This is a genomic window from Methylobacterium sp. Leaf123, from assembly GCF_001423405.1.
In the GTDB taxonomy this organism is placed as follows: domain Bacteria; phylum Pseudomonadota; class Alphaproteobacteria; order Rhizobiales; family Beijerinckiaceae; genus Methylobacterium.
Map to the genome: position 1 here is coordinate 193,814 of NZ_LMNS01000012.1, position 15,723 is coordinate 209,536.

16 protein-coding genes are annotated in these 15,723 nt (G+C 69.8%); 9 read left to right on the top strand and 7 right to left on the bottom strand.

The annotated features are described in order from the left end of the window. Positions 1-41: 41 nt before the first annotated feature. Positions 42-1,121 (top strand): AI-2E family transporter, encoded by a 1,080-nt coding sequence (locus tag ASF53_RS10580; RefSeq protein ID WP_056197713.1) that lies wholly within the window; start codon positions 42-44, stop codon positions 1,119-1,121. 4 nt (positions 1,122-1,125) lie between these two features. On the opposite strand, the gene kdoO is transcribed toward ASF53_RS10580, so the two are convergent. After that, on the bottom strand, positions 1,126-1,995 hold the full coding sequence (gene kdoO / locus ASF53_RS10585) for a Kdo hydroxylase KdoO (RefSeq protein WP_056197715.1): 870 nt from the start codon (positions 1,993-1,995) through the stop codon (positions 1,126-1,128). Between the two features lie 233 nt (positions 1,996-2,228). Between kdoO and ASF53_RS10590 the strand changes: the two genes are divergently transcribed. Genes ASF53_RS10590 through ASF53_RS10600 form a run of 3 tightly spaced genes read left to right on the top strand, consistent with a single transcriptional unit; the run spans position 2,229 to position 3,423 of the window. Then, on the top strand, positions 2,229-2,663 hold the full coding sequence (locus tag ASF53_RS10590) for a hypothetical protein (protein ID WP_056197717.1): 435 nt from the start codon (positions 2,229-2,231) through the stop codon (positions 2,661-2,663). A gap of 4 nt (positions 2,664-2,667) precedes the next feature. Continuing rightward, on the top strand, positions 2,668-3,081 hold the full coding sequence (locus ASF53_RS10595; RefSeq protein WP_056197719.1) for a cupin domain-containing protein: 414 nt from the start codon (positions 2,668-2,670) through the stop codon (positions 3,079-3,081). 45 nt (positions 3,082-3,126) lie between these two features. Further along, positions 3,127-3,423 carry a hypothetical protein gene (locus tag ASF53_RS10600; RefSeq protein WP_056197720.1) on the top strand — a complete coding sequence of 99 codons (297 nt, stop codon included), beginning with the start codon at positions 3,127-3,129 and terminating at the stop codon, positions 3,421-3,423. 74 nt (positions 3,424-3,497) lie between these two features. Here the strand turns inward: ASF53_RS10600 and ASF53_RS10605 are convergent, their stop codons facing one another. Next, positions 3,498-3,971 carry an Hsp20 family protein gene (locus ASF53_RS10605; RefSeq protein ID WP_056197722.1) on the bottom strand — a complete coding sequence of 158 codons (474 nt, stop codon included), beginning with the start codon at positions 3,969-3,971 and terminating at the stop codon, positions 3,498-3,500. 182 nt (positions 3,972-4,153) lie between these two features. Here ASF53_RS10605 and ASF53_RS10610 point away from each other — a divergent pair, with 182 nt between their 5' ends. Beyond that, positions 4,154-5,137, top strand: a complete 984-nt coding sequence (locus tag ASF53_RS10610) for an alpha/beta fold hydrolase (protein WP_056197724.1) — start codon at positions 4,154-4,156, stop codon at positions 5,135-5,137. Here ASF53_RS10610 and hisN read toward each other — a convergent pair. The 4 genes from hisN to ASF53_RS10630 all read right to left on the bottom strand — a co-directional run bounded on the left by hisN (position 5,127) and on the right by ASF53_RS10630 (position 9,332). Further along, entirely contained in the window at positions 5,127-5,918 is a 792-nt protein-coding gene (gene hisN / locus ASF53_RS10615; protein WP_056197726.1) for a histidinol-phosphatase, read from the bottom strand. The genes ASF53_RS10610 and hisN overlap by 11 nt on opposite strands. A gap of 55 nt (positions 5,919-5,973) precedes the next feature. Further along, positions 5,974-8,013, bottom strand: a complete 2,040-nt coding sequence (locus ASF53_RS10620; RefSeq protein ID WP_056197728.1) for an AI-2E family transporter — start codon at positions 8,011-8,013, stop codon at positions 5,974-5,976. A 240-nt stretch (positions 8,014-8,253) separates the two neighbouring features. Then, entirely contained in the window at positions 8,254-9,033 is a 780-nt protein-coding gene (locus ASF53_RS10625; RefSeq protein ID WP_056197729.1) for a LamB/YcsF family protein, read from the bottom strand. Beyond that, the gene (locus tag ASF53_RS10630; protein ID WP_056197731.1) at positions 9,030-9,332 is read right to left on the bottom strand and encodes a helix-turn-helix domain-containing protein; all 303 of its coding nucleotides are present in this window, start codon (positions 9,330-9,332) and stop codon (positions 9,030-9,032) included. The genes ASF53_RS10625 and ASF53_RS10630 overlap by 4 nt, the downstream gene beginning before the upstream one ends. Before the next feature lie 1,049 nt (positions 9,333-10,381). Between ASF53_RS10630 and ASF53_RS10640 the strand changes: the two genes are divergently transcribed. The 4 genes from ASF53_RS10640 to ASF53_RS10655 all read left to right on the top strand — a co-directional run bounded on the left by ASF53_RS10640 (position 10,382) and on the right by ASF53_RS10655 (position 14,276). Continuing rightward, positions 10,382-11,986, top strand: coding sequence for a TROVE domain-containing protein (locus ASF53_RS10640; RefSeq protein WP_056197733.1), 1,605 nt, complete (start codon positions 10,382-10,384; stop codon positions 11,984-11,986). A 128-nt stretch (positions 11,987-12,114) separates the two neighbouring features. Next, positions 12,115-13,515, top strand: coding sequence for an RtcB family protein (locus ASF53_RS10645; protein WP_200943207.1), 1,401 nt, complete (start codon positions 12,115-12,117; stop codon positions 13,513-13,515). 78 nt (positions 13,516-13,593) lie between these two features. Further along, the gene (locus ASF53_RS10650; protein ID WP_056197735.1) at positions 13,594-13,857 is read left to right on the top strand and encodes a FitA-like ribbon-helix-helix domain-containing protein; all 264 of its coding nucleotides are present in this window, start codon (positions 13,594-13,596) and stop codon (positions 13,855-13,857) included. After that, the gene (locus ASF53_RS10655) at positions 13,854-14,276 is read left to right on the top strand and encodes a type II toxin-antitoxin system VapC family toxin (protein ID WP_056197738.1); all 423 of its coding nucleotides are present in this window, start codon (positions 13,854-13,856) and stop codon (positions 14,274-14,276) included. Before ASF53_RS10650 ends, ASF53_RS10655 begins: the two co-directional genes overlap by 4 nt. Positions 14,277-14,291: 15 nt before the next feature. Here ASF53_RS10655 and ASF53_RS10660 read toward each other — a convergent pair whose 3' ends face one another. Next, positions 14,292-15,590 carry a nicotinate phosphoribosyltransferase gene (locus tag ASF53_RS10660; RefSeq protein WP_056197739.1) on the bottom strand — a complete coding sequence of 433 codons (1,299 nt, stop codon included), beginning with the start codon at positions 15,588-15,590 and terminating at the stop codon, positions 14,292-14,294. Positions 15,591-15,723 lie beyond the last annotated feature (133 nt).

A 15,723-nucleotide genomic window follows, 5' to 3' on the forward strand; every position in this document is an offset into this window, starting at 1 on the left:
TCGCTTGCGCCGATAGAGCGGCGGAACGGAGTGAGGCGGCGATGGGCGGCATGGATCGGACGGAACCTGAGGCCGCCCGCAGCCAGAGAGTGCTGCGCGCCCTCCTCGTCGCGGGGCTGCTGGCGCTCGGCCTCTACATCCTGTCCGGCTTCCTGCGGGCGCTGGTCTGGGCGGTGGTGCTCGCCATCGCGCTCTGGCCGCTCTTTGCCCGTGCGCGCCGCCGCGTCCCGCCGGGGCGGCACAACATCCTCTGGCCGGCCATCTTCACCGGCCTCGTCGCCTTGGTTCTGCTGCTGCCCATCGCGGTGCTCGCGGTCGAGGCGGGGCGCGAGGCGCACGACCTCCTGGCCTATGCCCGCGAGGCCGAACGCAACGGCATCCCGGTGCCGGATTTCGTCGCCCGCCTGCCCTACGGCGCGGTCGCCGTCACCGAATGGTGGAACGCCCACCTCGCCCATGCGGGGCTGGCGCACGAGTTGAGCGAGCGGCTCAACACGACCTCGAACCGCGACCTCACCCGCACGCTCGGGGCGGGGTTGGTGCACCGGGTGGTGCTGTTCGGCTTCTGCCTGCTGGCGCTGTTCTTCCTGTTCCGCGACGGCGATACGGTGATCGCGCAGACGCTCCGGGCGAGCCATCGCCTGTTCGGGCCGCGCGGCGAGCGGGTGGCGCGCCAGATGGTGGCCTCCGTCCACGGCACGGTGGACGGGCTCGTCCTCGTCGGGATCGGCGAGGGTTTCCTGCTCGGGATCGTCTACGCCTTTGCCGGCGTGCCGCATCCGGTTTTGTTCGGGGCGCTCACCGCGGTCGCGGCGATGATCCCCTTCGGCGCGCCGCTGGCCTTCGGCCTCGCCGCCGTGCTGCTCCTGGCGGGCGGGGCGGTCGTCCCCGCCGCGGTCGTCGTGGCGGCGGGCTTCGTCGTCACCTTCGTCGCCGACCACTTCGTGCGCCCGGTGCTGATCGGCGGCACCACCCGCCTGCCCTTCCTGTGGGTGCTGCTCGGCATCCTCGGCGGCGTCGAGACGTTCGGGCTGCTCGGCCTGTTCGTCGGCCCGGCGGTGATGGCCGCTCTGATCCTGCTGTGGCGGGAATTCACGGAAGGGCCGGAGGAGCCGACGTGACCCGTCAGTGCTTCAGCGGCCGCCCGAGCTTCTTGGCCAGGATCCGCTGCGGGCTCTTCTCCGGGTCGGCCTGGTCGGCGACCGCGATATAGGCGGTCTGCTCCAGCATGTAGCGTCCGCCCATGGCGCCGTGCATCACGAGGTCGGAGAAGGTCACCCAGGTCTCGCCGGGCTGGAAGCGCACATCCGCCTGGGGCGCGTTGGCCTGATAATCCAGGTCGCGCTTCAGGGCGTCGTGGAGGTGCAGCATCAGGTGGTCGTATTCCGAGCGCTTGGCCTTGGTGATCTTGAGCGCGGCCAGCACGCTCGCCGAGAGGCTGGAATAGCCGGGAAGCTTGGGCAGGAATTTCTCGGCCATTGAGCCGAAATCCTCGCCGACCCGCCACAGCCGCGGCTGCCCCTCGGCGTTGATGTTGCGGAAGATGCGCAGGATGCGCCGCTCGCCGATCGGGTTGGAGGGGAAGGCATCGACATGCATGCGCGTGTCGTCGCGCCGCCAGCTCAGCTTGCGCTTGTCGACGTCGAACGGCCGATAGGAGGTGCCCGCGAGCGAGACCTTTTCGCGGTAGGCCGGGAGATAGGTCGCGATCAGGTCCTGCGAGAAGCGGCGGTAACGGACCAGCAGGTCGCGCAGGCGCGCCTGCTCCTCAGCGCTGCCGGCCCCGCCCCTCAATTCGGCGGTCTCGTTGCGGATCGCGACGTTCTTGGCCTTGCCGTCGGCGAAGGGGCGCTCGACGAAACGCTGCTCGAAGGCGTCGAAGGGGAAGTCGAGATCGCGGAAGACGAGGACCGCGCCGCTCTCCAGCGCCTCGACGAGACCGGGCGCGCCCGGCACCGCCTCGGCGCGGGAGACGGGGTGAACGGGGCTGATCATGGCTGGCACTTCCCGCACGATTGGATGGTGCGCGGTGTAACCGACCGGCTCACGCTCTGCCAACAGGCCGCCCCGCCGCGGCATCGGGTCGGTCGTGCCCGAACGTTTTGCGGTGGACGAGACCGTCCGTCCGCTTGCCCCGCTGCGCGTGCGCGCGTCTCCTGATCGGCAACCTGGGGCATGGGCGGAGCGTTCTTCCCGCTGAACGTCCGCTCCCGGACGAGGAGCCGGCCATGGCGACGCTGAAGGAATTCGAGGAGGCTCTGCGCGAGCACGGCATGCATATGGCGCTCGCCCTGCTGGAGCGCCTGCGCGAGCGTGACCGCCAGACCCGCACCATCCGCCCGGCGCGGCGCATCACGGGCCAGAAGATGACGCCGGATCTCGCCCGCGCCATCCTGGAACTGCACGCCTCCACCGGCATGACCCAGCAGGAGATCGCCTTCAAGGTCGGGGTGAACCAGGGCCGGGTCAACGAGGTGATCAAGCGCGGCAAGTGGCTCGACGACGATCCGCACGCCCCCGAGGCGGTGGCCCGCGACAAGGCGAAGGCGCGGATGCGGGCCGACCCCAAACCGCGCCCGAAGCCGGCTCTTCGCAAAGAGACGCCGCGCGCGGCAAAGCGGCCGGCCGCCCCCCAGGGGCAGTTCGCTTTCGGGGATATGTAGTGCGATGACCGGCGCAGGCGCGGCGCTCTGCCGGGTGGTGCGGCCCGGCGAGGCCTTCATCGGCAAGCAGGGGCTCTCCTACGCGCCCGGCATCTCCGCGGAATCGGCGGGTTCGACGGGCCTGCACCTGCAGATGGTGACGATCCCGCCGGGAGCGCGGGCCAAGGCGCACAAGCATGAGGGCCACGAGACCGCGATCTACGCCCTCGCGGGCACCTCCTGCACATGGTGGGGCGAGCGGCTGGAGCACCACACCGAGCTGCGGCCCGGCGAGTATTTCTACATTCCGGCCGGGGTGCCGCACCTGCCCTACAATCCGAGCCCGACCGAACCGTGCACGGCGCTCATCGCCCGCACCGATCCGAACGAGCAGGAAAGCGTGGTGCTGCTGCCGGAGCTCGACGGGATCCATCCGTGACCGGCACGGTTGAGGAATCGGATTTCCTCTGCCCGGACCCCCGTGATGCGATGCGCCCTGGTCTGCGTTGCCCTGCTCGCCGGCATCGGGCCTGCCCTGGCGCAACGCACCTCCACCACGACCCTCACCTGCGCCCAGGCCCGCGCCGTGGTCATGCGGCAGGGCGCGGCGGTGCTCGGCACCGGTGGGCCGACCTTCGACCGCTTCGTGCGCGACCGCTCGTTCTGCGAGGCCACGGAGATCGGCCGTCGCGCCTTCGTGCCGACGAGCGACAATCCGGGCTGTTTCGTCGGCTTCACCTGCTACGAGCCCGGACCGGGCGACCGGTTCGGGGATTTTTGACCCAGGCATATGAGAGCGCCCCGGCCTCGGCGGCCGGGGCGCTCCCCTACGGGGTCAGCCTCGCGGCTGAGCGGTTAGGCGGCCTGCTGCTGGACCGAGCCCTCGATCACCGGCTGGCTCGACGGCCGGCTTGCGATTTCGATGCGGCGCGGCTTCTTCGCCTCCGGGACCTCGCGGACGAGATCGACATGCAGGAGGCCGTTCTCCAGCGCGGCGCCGGTGACCTGGACGTGGTCGGCGAGCTGGAATCGGCGCTCGAAGGCGCGGGCGGCGATGCCCTGGTAGAGCACTTCGGCGGACTTGCCCTCGGCGGGTTTACGCTCACCCTTGATGGTGAGGGCATTCTCCTTCACCTCGATCGACAGGTCGGCCTCGGTAAAGCCGGCCACCGCGACGGTGACGCGGTAGACGTTCTCTCCGGTACGCTCGATGTTGTAGGGCGGATAGGTCGGAGCCGCTTCGGTGCTCACGAAACCGTCGAGGGCCGAGAACAGACGGTCGAAACCGACGGTGGAACGGTACAGGGGGGCAAGATCGAACTGACGCATCACATATCCTCCAGAAGAAGCAACATGCTCGATGTATTCGGGTCCGCCCGTGGGCCGGACCGTCGCGCCGCCGTCTCGGCCGGCGCATCGGTGATATTGGTGGGCCCCAAAAACCGCGCAAGGGTCTGTTTGCGAGGATTTCGCGTGAGCTTGAGCAAAAATTTTTCTGAGGTGAGCCGGCCGTGCTGACCCTGCGTCCCACCCCCGGCAATCCGGTGCCGCCCGGCGCCCGCCTCGTGCCGGTCGAGACCGCCGACGGCGTGCCCTTGCGGGCCGCGACGTGGCAGCCGACGACCCGCAGCGTGAAGGGCACGGTCTGCCTGCTTCAGGGCCGGGCTGAGTTCATCGAGAAGTATTTCGAGACGATCGCGGAGCTGCGCGCCCGCGGCTTCTGCGTGGTCGCCTTCGACTGGCGCGGCCAGGGCGATTCCGGCCGTCAGGTCCGCGACGCCCATAAGGGCCATGTCCGCCACTTCGACGATTACCGCCTCGACTTGAAGGCGATCACCGAGACCGTGCTCATGCCGATGATGCCGGAGCCGCATTTCGGGCTCGCCCATTCCATGGGCGGGGCGGTGGCCCTGACGGGCTCGGCCGAGGGCTGGCTGCCGTTCCGGCGGCTCGTCACCCTCGCCCCGATGCTGTCGATCCGCATGGTGCGCTGGCCGGCGGCGGTGTCGCTGCTCATGCGCCTCCTGCACCGGCTGGGCCTCGGGCGCAGCTACGTGCCCACCGGCGGCAAGGTCTCGATCGCCACGAAGCCGTTTGCCGGCAACCGCCTCTCGACCGACCCCGTGCGCTACGCCCGCAACGCGGCCGCCGCCCGCGAGGTCGGGGCCGGGGCAGTCGGCGACCCGACCGTCGCTTGGCTCGCCTCCGCCTTCCGGGCGATGCGGCGGCTGGACGATCCGGCGATGATCCGGCGGATCCGCACCCCCTGCCTGATCGTCGGGGCCGGGGCCGACCCCGTCTGCAGCACCCCGGCGCTCGAGCGCTTCGCCGCCCGGCTCAAGACCGGGCACCTGATCGTGCTGCCGGGCGCCCGCCACGAGATCTTGACCGAGTGCGACGCAATCCGCGCCGATTTCTGGGCGGCTTTCGACGCGTACATCCCCGGCCACGGCCATCACGCCATCGCCGAGAAGGCTCAGGCTCTCACGGATTGAGAACCTTCATCGCAGCCTCGTGCAGCCGGCGGTCTCCGGCGGCCAGGATCCGCCCGCCGCCGGTGGCCGGGCCGCCATCCCAGCTCGTGACGACCCCGCCCGCGCCCTCGACGATCGGGATCAGCGCGACGATGTCGTAGGGCTTCAGCCCTGCCTCGACCACGAGGTCGATCTGGCCGGCCGCGAGCATGCAATAGGCGTAGCAGTCGGTGCCGTAGCGGGACATCTTCACCTGTCCCTCGATCGCCCGGAAGCGCTCGGCCTCCTCCCCGTCCGCGAACAGGCGCGGGTCGGTGGTGGCGAGGATGGCGTTGCCGAGCGTCTCGTTGCGGCGGGTATGCAGGGGGCGTTCGCCCTTCGCGGAGCGCACGCTCGCCGTCTTGCCGTCGCCGAGGAAACGCTCGCCGAGATAGGGCTGGTGCATCAGGCCGCGCACGGCCGCGCCGTGATGGGTCAGGCCGATCAGCGTGCCCCAGGTCGGCAAGCCGCTGATGAAGGCGCGGGTGCCGTCGATGGGGTCGAGCACCCAGACGCATTCCGCATCCGCCCGCTCCGAGCCGAATTCCTCGCCGAGGATGCCGTGGTTCGGCAGCCGGTCGTTGATCATCCGCCGCATCACCGCTTCCGCCGCGCGGTCCGCCTCGGTGACCGGGTCGAAGGCATGGCCTGTCCCGTGGGACTTGTCGTCCAGGCCGAAATGCGCCCGGAAGAACGGCAGGATCGCCGCTCCGGACTGGGTGGCGAGGTCTTCCATGAACCGGGCGAGATCGACGACGCTCATCGGGGGGCAGCCTCCCATTGACGGACTGAGACGAAGCCGTCGGGAGACCGTTCCGTCAAGCCGGCTCGGGCAAAGCCTGCCGCGGGGGCGTGGCCGCATCACTCCGCTCGGACCGCTCCGGGTCGCCCTCGTTGCGGGCGAGGGCGAGGATCGTCTCGATCAGGTCGCGCAGGGAGGTGACGTGGTCGTCCGCGCCGAGCTTGGCCCGCACCGCGTCGTCGGCGAGCATCGGCTCGTCGAGGCGCCACAGCCCGGCAACGATCGGCACGCTGTCGATCTTCTGGCGCAGCCGCGAGACGAGGCGGCGCAGATGGGTCGGCTCGCCGGACAGCGCCAGCGAGATCACGCAGACCGCTTGCGCCGGACCCGGCTGCCACTCGGCGATGCGCACCCGTGCGACGTCGGCGAAGGGCACCTGCCGCGTGCCGAAACCGCGCTTGCGCAGGAGCTGGTCGGCGATGGCGGTCGCCGCCCCGTCGAGGAAGCCGCGGCCGGAGACGAGAAGCACCGCCCCGTCGGCCCGCCACGCGGCGGGCAGCTCGCCGGGGTCGGGATCGGCGATCGGCCCGTTCTTGCAGGCGCTTTCCGCTTCGCCGGTGCCGCCGGCCCCCTCGAAGAGGCGGGTGGATTTGGAGGCCGGATCGGGCACGGCATCCTCGCGATCCTCCAGCTCCTCCACGAGCGCGGTGATCGAGGCGCGGATCTCGTCCTTCTGGCTCGGCGTCAGCACGCCGCGGGCGGCGTCTCGTGAGGCGAGTTCGAGGCCCTTCAGCACCACGTCGTCGTAATAGGCCGAGAGCGAGCATTCGCGCAGGATCAGGTCGGCATGTTCCTGCGCCTCCTCCGGGTCGTCGGCGAGCATGCGCTGGTAGAAGTTCTCGATCGGCGTCAGCGCCGGGCGGTTGCTGAACAGCACGTCGAGGAATTCGAGCCGATCGACGTGGCGCCCGAGCACGACGAGGCAGACGGTGAGCGGCGTCGAGAGCAGGAGGCCCACCGGTCCCCACAGCCAGGTCCAGAACAGGGCCGAGACCAGCACCGAGAACGGTGAGACGCCGGTCGAGTGGCCGTAGACCAAGGGCTCGATGATCTGCCCGACGATGGGCTCGACGATGACGAAGAGCAGGAAGGTCGCCAGCACCATGCTCCAGCCCGGATCGACCGCCGCCGCGAGCGCGATCGGCAGGACCGCCGAGAGGAAGGCGCCGATATAGGGCACGAAGCGCATGACGAGCGCGAAGATGCCCCACAGCACGGGGCTCGGCACGCCGATGATCCAGAGCCCGACGCCGATGACGACGCCGAAGGCGGAGTTGAGGGCGAGTTGGCCCAGGAAGTAGCGCGAGAGCCGCCCGGCCGCGTCGTCCATCGCCACGGTCGTGCGGTGGAGGTCGCTCGAACCCGCGAGCCGGATCAGGCGGTCGCGCAAATCCTCCCGCTGCATCAGGATGAACAGGAGCACGACGAAGACGATGCCGGCGGTTGCGAGCGGCTGCGCCACCGGCGCCAGCACGGTGGTGGCGAGTTCGAGCGGGCCCGGACGGCGCTCTTCCACCTCGACCAGCAGCGGCTTCGGCGGCTCCGGCTCGGCCTTGCGGTTGCCGTCGCGGGCGGCCTGCTGCTTGGCCTTCTCGGCCGATTCCTTGCTCTCCTCGCCGCCCTGGTGGATCGCCCGGTTGATGTTGGCGATGTAGTCCATCGTCTGGCCGAGCGTGCCGGCACGCAGCCCCTCGATCTTGCGTTCGACGGTGCGCTGGTAGCGCGGCACATCCTGCGCGAGTTCGGCGACCTGCACGCCGATGACGGTGGACACCGCGGCGATGATCCCGGCGGTGAGCAGCACCGAGACCAGCACCGCGAAGGCCCGCCCCAGCCGCAGCCGGCGCAGGAGATTCACCAGCGGGCCGAGCACGAAGGAGAGCAGCACCGCGATCGCGATGGGGATCAGCACCTCGCGCGCGAAGAAGAGGCCCGCGACGATGATCGCGAACACGACGAGGGAGGAGACGAGCGGACCTTTGGGCGTCTCGGCCGCGGACACGCGCGTCGGGCGCGGCGGCACGATGAAGCCCTCAGCGGGGGATATACGCTTCATGTCAGGCCGGGCTTCCTTCTCACGCCACGCTTCATCCGAGGCCCGACGGATCACGTCGCGATGCGGGTCTCGGTCTCGCTCACAAGGGTCCAGGCGGGCTCCGCACGACGATCCGCGGTCGATCCGGGCGGTCGTCGTCACGGGCCCGCGTACGGGCCGGCGCCCGAAGGCGTCTGAACTCAAGAAACCGTGAGCGGGCTAAAATCGATCCCTGAAACGTCGCCGTGACGGAGACGTCCTTCAGGACTTGGCCAAAGACTCGGCGAAGGGGCGAAGGCTCAACCCCGCGCGCTCGAGTCCGGCCCGTACCGCGCGTGCCATCGCCAGCGCCTCCGGATTGTCGCCGTGGACGCAGACCGTGTCGATCGCGACCGGAATGCGCCGCCCGCCCAGCGTGAACACGGCGCCCTCCCCGACCATGTGGGCGACGCGCAGGGCCGCTTCGCCCGCGTAGTGGATCACCGCGCCGGGCGCGCCGCGGGGGGCGAGCGTGCCGTCCTCGGCATAGGCGCGGTCGGCATAGATCTCCCGCACGAGGGTCAGCCCGGCCCGCTCGCCGGCGCGCTCGGCGGCGAGCCCCGGCATCACCACCAGGGCGAGGCTGGAATCGACGCCGGCCACGGCGCGGGCCAGGGCGTCGGCGACCGCGTCGTCCTCGTTGGAGAGGTTGGCGAGCGCGCCGTGCGCTTTGACATGGGTGACGCGGGCACCGGCCAGGGCGGCGCAGGCCTGGAGCGCACCGATCTGATAGGCGATGTCGCGCTCGATTCGTCTGGGACTCTCCTGGATCCGGCTTCGGCCGAAGCCGCGCAGATCCGAAAAGCCGGGATGGGCGCCGACCGCCACGCCCCGCGCCTTCGCGGCCAGCACCGTCTCGACCATGATGTCGGGGTCGCCCGCATGGAAGCCGCAGGCGATGTTGGCCGAGGTGACGATGTCGAGGAGCGCGGCGTCGTCGCCTAGGCGCCAGGGCCCGAAACCCTCGCCGAGATCGGCGTTGAGATCGATGCGGGCGCTCACCCTGCGGCCCGCATCGATCTCGACGTCTTCCCCGGCTTCGGCCCCTGTTGTGACCCTTGCCCCGGCCGCATCATCACGCCGAAGCCTTCGCTCGCATCGCCGATGAAGCGGATGCCCTCGCCTTCGAGCACCGTGCGGATCGCGTCGAGGGTCTTTGCACGCGGGGCGACCTGATCGCTCTCGATCATGTTCAGCGTCACCACCGACACTGCGGCCCGACTCGCCAGAACCCCTTGCGTCCATTTGAGGAGACCGCGGCCGGCGCGGATCTGGGCGGGGGTGATGGCGGATGGGTTCATGGAGGGGAGATGCGTGAAGCTGAAAGAATTTTCAAGTTTCGGGTTGACGCAATCTGGGTGCAACCGTAAGCACAACCCATCGGCTCAGCCGGGCCTGGGAAACGAGCGTTACCCCTTCCCCGTATCGGGAAAGCTGACGCTCCTTCGCGTCCATGTCCGGCTCTCAGTTCGAACAACATCACCGGCGCGGGCCGGTGGGCATCGGTTATCACCTCTCTCGTGAAGCCCCGATCGTCCGTTCTCACGTCCGCGCTTCCCATTGGCCCCGCCTCGACGGAGCAAGGCATGAAACTCGACGATCTATGCGTCGCCGCTTTCGCCCGTCCAGGGTCTGAGCGGCCATGGTCGATGCGCTCGTATCCGATCGCACGAGATACGGTCGGCCACGCGGGCCGATAGCGGACGGTTATCTCAGGGAATCGAATGCCGGACGCCTTCGGGCGGATGGCGCGGTTGTCCGAAAGGACATCCCGTTCGCACCCCCATGCCCGCGTGGCCGCCGCTCCGGCTCGGCCAACCCAATTCCCCCCACGCCTCATCCCGGCGGCCCCTGCGGGCCGAACGGGGGCGGTTATCGGTAGAGCGCCGCGGCCCAGGCCGCGGAGGTCGCGGTTTCGAATTCCGCCGGGCCTTGCGCCCGTAGCTCAGCAAACCCGTCCCCGACATCCATGACCGCAGGGCTGTTCGCGGCTGAGTTGTAGGAAAATAGTCAAACGCGCGGGCCGAAGAGGAAAGGTTACCGCTGTAAACGGGGAGGTCGCGGGTTCGAATCCCGCCGGGCCGCAAGGTCCGTAGCTCAGTGGCAGAGCACCACACGCCTTTTCTCACACCATGACCGCGCGGCCCCGCGATCGGACGTTCGTTCGGCCGAGGGGCGCAAAACGACAAAGGAATCGGCCACGCGGGCCGGATTGCGAGGGTGATCGGGTCCTGAGGTTCGAACCTCGAGCGCTGCAAGGTGCTGGACCCCTTCGCACGAGTCACCGCCGCGCGCCGCAACAAGCCTCGGGGAAAGTCCCTAGAAAGCCCCGCGGAGAGAGGAGCGAGCAATGTTGAACTATGGAAAGCTGTTCTCGCTCCGGCGCACCCCGCAGTCGGAGCCCCTTCCCGGTACCGTGCCGAATTCGGCCGGTGGCCATGTCTTCGCGGTGAGCGATTGGGCGCGGCTCGACCGCTTCCTCGTGCTCGGCGCGGAGGGCGGCTCCTACTACGCGGGCGAGCGGACGCTCTCTCGGGAGAACGCGGTCGCGGTGATGCGCTGCATTGCCGAGGACGGGGCGCGGGCGGTCGCGGTCATCGTCGCGATGAGCGAGGCGGGCCGGGCTCCGAAGCAGGATCCGGCGATCTTCGCCCTCGCGCTCGCGGCTTCCGCGGAAGCGGAGGCGACCCGTCGGTTGGCGCTCGCCGCCCTGCCCCGGGTCTGCCGCACCGGCACGCACCTGTTCCAGTTCGCGGGCGCCGTCGAGGCGATGCGCGGCTGGGGCCGGGCGCTCCGGCGCGCGGTCGGCGACTGGTACCGGGCGCGTCCGGTGGAGGCGCTCGCCTACCAGGCGGTGAAGTACCGGTCCCGTCAGGGCTGGTCGCACCGCGACCTCCTGCGGCTGGCGCATCCGGAGACGGACGAGCCGGCGCGCAAGGCGCTGTTCGACTGGATCTGCCGCGGCACGCTGACCGAGGAGACTCCCGCCCTCGTCCACGCCTTCACCTGCCTGCAGGCGGAGGGTGTCGACGGGGCTTTCGCGGCGGCGCAGGTGCGCACGCACGATCTGCCTTGGGAGGCGCTGCCGACGGGGCTGATGACGAGCCGCGCGGTGAACGAGGCCCTGATCGAGCGCATGCCGGTCGGTGCCCTCGTGCGCCAGCTCGGCCGGCTCACCGCTTCGGGGGCGCTCGTGCCCTTCACCGCGGCGACCGCGCACGTGGTCGGCGTGCTGTCGGACCGGGAGCGCCTGTTGAAGGCGCGCCTGCACCCGATGGCGCTGCTGGTGGCGCTGCGGACCTACGCGTCCGGGCACGGCCAGCGCGGCCGGCTCTCCTGGGAGCCGGTGGCGGCCATCGTCGAGGCGCTGAACGCGGCGTTCTACACCGCGTTCGGAAACGTCGAGCCCACGGGCCGGCGTCTCGTGCTGGCGCTGGACGTCTCCGGCTCGATGAGCTGCGGCTCGGTCGCGGGCTCTGTCCTGACGCCCCGCGAGGCGGCCGCCGCGATGGCGCTCGTCACCGCGGCGACGGAGGAGCACTGGCAGGTTCTCGGCTTCACGGCCGAGGCCGGACAGTCCTGGAGCCAGGGGGCGGCGCTGACCGCCCTGCCGATCGGGCCGTCGATGCGGCTCGACCAGGCGGTGGCGGCGACCGACGACCTGCCCTTCGGCGGGACGGATTGTTCGCTGCCGATGCGGTGGGCGCTGGAGCGGGGCGTCCGGGCCGACGCGTTCGTGGTCTACACGGACTCGGAGACCTGGGCCGGCCCGGTCCACCCGGTCGAGGCGCTGCGGGAATACCGGGAGAAGACCGGGATTCCGGCCAAGCTCGTGGTCGTGGGGCTCGTCTCCAACGGCTTCAGCATCGCCGACCCGAACGACGCCGGCATGCTCGACGTCGTCGGCTTCGACACGGCGGCGCCCGCGCTGATCGCGGACTTCATCCGCGGATGATGAGCGGCATCGTCCCGAAAGGTGGCCTCCGGCTTTCGGACGAGGACGATGCGCAATCGAGAGGGGCGGACGGTTCACAGCGAGCCGTCCGCCCCGGTCCCCAAGATTCAAGAAGACGGAGCGGCATCATGACCGCGATCAACGGACGCGATTTCATCGCTTGGGGCTTCCAGCCGGGCGAATGGTTCAAGCCGGCGGTGCCCATCGCCAACGCCCTGCGCAGCGAGGGCGCCGACGACGCGGCGATCCGCGCGCATCTGACCACCCTCGACCCGGCCACCCACGCGCGTCCGATGCGCACGAACGGCCTCGAATTCGGCGTCTTCCTCGACGCCCAGACGGAGGCCGAGCGGGCGAACAAGGCCGCGGTGATCGCGCAAATGGACGCGCTCATGCGGGTGCCGACCATCGTTCGGGGCGCGTTGATGCCGGATGCCTGCCCGTCGGGCATGGTGGAGGGCACGATCCCCGTGGGTGGCGCGGTCGCCTGCGAGGACGCGATCCATCCGGGCTTCCACTCGGCCGATATCTGCTGCTCGGTGGCGATCACCGTGTTTCGCCGGGCCGACGATCCGAAGCGCGTGCTCGATGCGATCCAGGCGGTCACGCATTTCGGTCCCGGTGGCCGAAAGGGCGCGGTCGCGCCGCCGGACGCGGTGATGGCGGGGGTTGCGGGCAATCGCTTCCTCGCCGAGTTCGCGGGGCTGGCGGTCGGCCACTTCGCCAGCCAGGGTGATGGCAACCACTTCGCCTCTGTCGGGCACCTCGCCTCGACCGGGCAGGTGGCGCTCGTGACCCATCACGGCTCGCGCGGGCTCGGGGCCCAGCTCTACAAGAAGGGCATGGCCGTCGCGCGTCGGCACACGGCGATCGTCGCCCCGCGGGTTCCGGCGCACAACGCCTGGATCAAGGCGGAATCCGGTGACGGCCGGGCCTATTGGGAGGCGCTGCAGATCGTGCGGGACTGGACCAAGGCGAGCCATTTCGCGCTCCACGACCTCGTGGCGCGTCAAATCGGCAATGCCGTCGCGGACCGGTTCTGGAACGAGCACAACTTCGTCTTCCGCCGCGACGACGGGCTCTACTACCACGGCAAGGGGGCGACCCCGTCGTGGAAGGGGTTCTCGGCCGACGATGACGGGCGCACGCTGATCCCGCTCAACATGGCCGAGCCGATCCTGATCGCCCGCCACCGCGACAAGGCGGCCTCGCTCGGCTTCGCCCCGCACGGGGCGGGCCGCAACATGAGCCGCTCGGCCTTTCTGCGCGCGAACGCGCCCGTTTTGCCCGAGGGCATCGACGTGCGCTTCTTCTGCGGAAAGCCGGACCTCTCGGAACTGCCGGGCGCCTACAAGGACGCAGGCAGCGTGCGGGCCCAGATCGCCCAATACGATCTGGCCGAGGTGGTCGACACGGTGGAGCCCTATGGCTGCATCATGGCCGGCGACTGGGAGGCCGACGCGCCGTGGAAGCGCAAGGCGGCGGCGAAGTGGGCGGCGAAGGCGGCTGCGGAGGCGGCAACATCGTGAGGGCGGCGCCGGGCGGAAAGCCCGGCGCCGTTTCGCGCGATCGTTGCGGGCTCCTGCGATCGTTCCTACAAAAGCGGGATGGCTGCTCCACGCCCCTCCACTCTCACCATCCGCGATCCCGCTGGGACGCTTCGGGAGCGGCTGACGATTCGTGCGGCCCGCAGCGGTCGTTCGCCTGAGGCTGAAGCGGAGGCGATCCTTCAGGAAAGTCTGCGTGCGGAGGACGGTACGGGTCTCGATCTCGCGGAGGCGATCCGCCGCCGTGTGGCGCATCTCGGCGGGATCGAACTGGACGAACACCCGGCCGTGCTGCTCCGTGAGCCGCCGCGTTTCGAGGAATGATCGTCCTCGACACGAACGTCATCTCCGAGCTGATGCGGCCGGCTCCTGATCCGCTCGTGCTCACATGGCTCGCCGCACAGCCACGATCAGCACTTTACACAACGAGCATCAACCGAGCCGAGCTTCTCTACGGTGCCGCCCTTCTGCCGCGGGGCCGACGTCGCGACGACATCCAGGCTGCGATCACGGCCATCTTCGCAACCGAGTTTGCCGGGCATGTTCTCCCGTTCGACGATGACGCCGCGGATCACTACGCACGGATCGTCGCTCGACGGCACGAGGCGGGGCGTTCCATCGCGGGCTTTGACGCTCTCATCGCCGCTGTCTCGGCTGCCGCAGGATTCCATATCGCGACCCGAGATGCGGGCGGCTTTACGGGCTGCGGCATCCCCGTGGTCGATCCCTGGCAACGGGCCTGAGGGATCGACAGGCCTTCACACCGCCACGGCCAACGCCGCCTGCTCCCCCACCCCGAACACCCGCTTGTAGCGCTCCACCTCCGCCGCCGGTCCCTGGGCCTTGCTCGGATTGTCCGAGATCTTCACCGTCGGGCGGCCCTCGGCCTCCGTGACCTTGCAGACCACCGAGATCGGATCGAGGCGGCCGTCCGGCACGAGGCCGCGGAAATCGTTGGTCAGCCGGGTGCCCCAGCCGTAGCCGATCCGCATCCGGCCGTGGAAATGGGCGTGGATGGCCTCGATGTCGTCGATGTCGAGCCCGTCGGAGAAGATCGCCAGCTTTTCGCGCGGGTCGCAGCCCCGTGATTCCCAGAAGGCGAGCGCCTCTTCGCCACCCGCGATCGGCTCCTTCGAGTCGATGCGGATGCCGGTCCAGGCGGTGAGCCAGTCGGGTGCGTTGGCCAGGAAACCGGTGGTGCCGTAGGTGTCGGGCAAGGCCACCAGCAGGTTGCCGGCATAGTCCTGCTGCCAATCGGCGAGCACCGCGTAGGGCGCGGCCGCCAGGGCCTCATCGTCGTCGCCCGCGAGTGCGGCATAGACCATCGGCAGTTCGTGGGCGTTGGTGCCCACCGCCTCGACCTCGCGCCGCATGGCGATCAGGCAGTTCGAGGTGCCGAGGAAGGCCCGCTCGCCCAAGCCTTCGCGCATCGCCTGCACGCACCAATCCTGCCACAGGAAGCCGTGGCGGCGGCGCGTGCCGAAATCGGCGATGGAGAGGTCGGGCAGGCGCTTCAGGCGTTCGATCTTCTCCCAGACGCGGGTCATGGCGCGGGCATAGAGCACCTGTAGATCGAACTTGCCGAGGTCCCGCAGCACCGCGCGGGAGCGCATCTCGTTGAGGATCGCCAGGGCCGGCACCTCCCACATCGTGGTCTCGACCCAGGGGCCGTGGAAGGTCAGCGCCACCTGCCCGTCGCGGACTTCCAGCTCGTAGTCCGGCAGGCGAAACGCTTCGAACCACGCCATGAACTCGGAGGAGAGGATCTGGCGGCGGCCGTAGAAGGTGTTGCCGCGAAGCCAGGTGGATTCGCCCCGGCTCAAGCGGATCGTGCGGGCATGGTCGAGCTGCGCCCGCAGCTCCCCAAGGTCGATCTCGTCGGCCACCCGCACGCTCCGGGTGCGGTTCTGGATTCCGAAGCTGACGCGCAGGTTGCGGTGACGGCGAAAAATCATCTGCGCCATCAGCAGCTTGTAGAAATCCGTATCGAGCAGCGAGCGCACGATCGGGTCGATGCGGAAATTGTGGTCGTAGACCCGCTTCGCGAGGTCGATCATGGGCCGTCCGTGTTCGGGGAGTGTCGCCCGAGCTTGGGGCGGATCGCCCCGGCGATCAACGTCGGCGGGCGCGGGGCGTCATGACAAAAAAGGCGCCCCCACCGGAGGCAGGGACGCCGAACGGGATGGGATG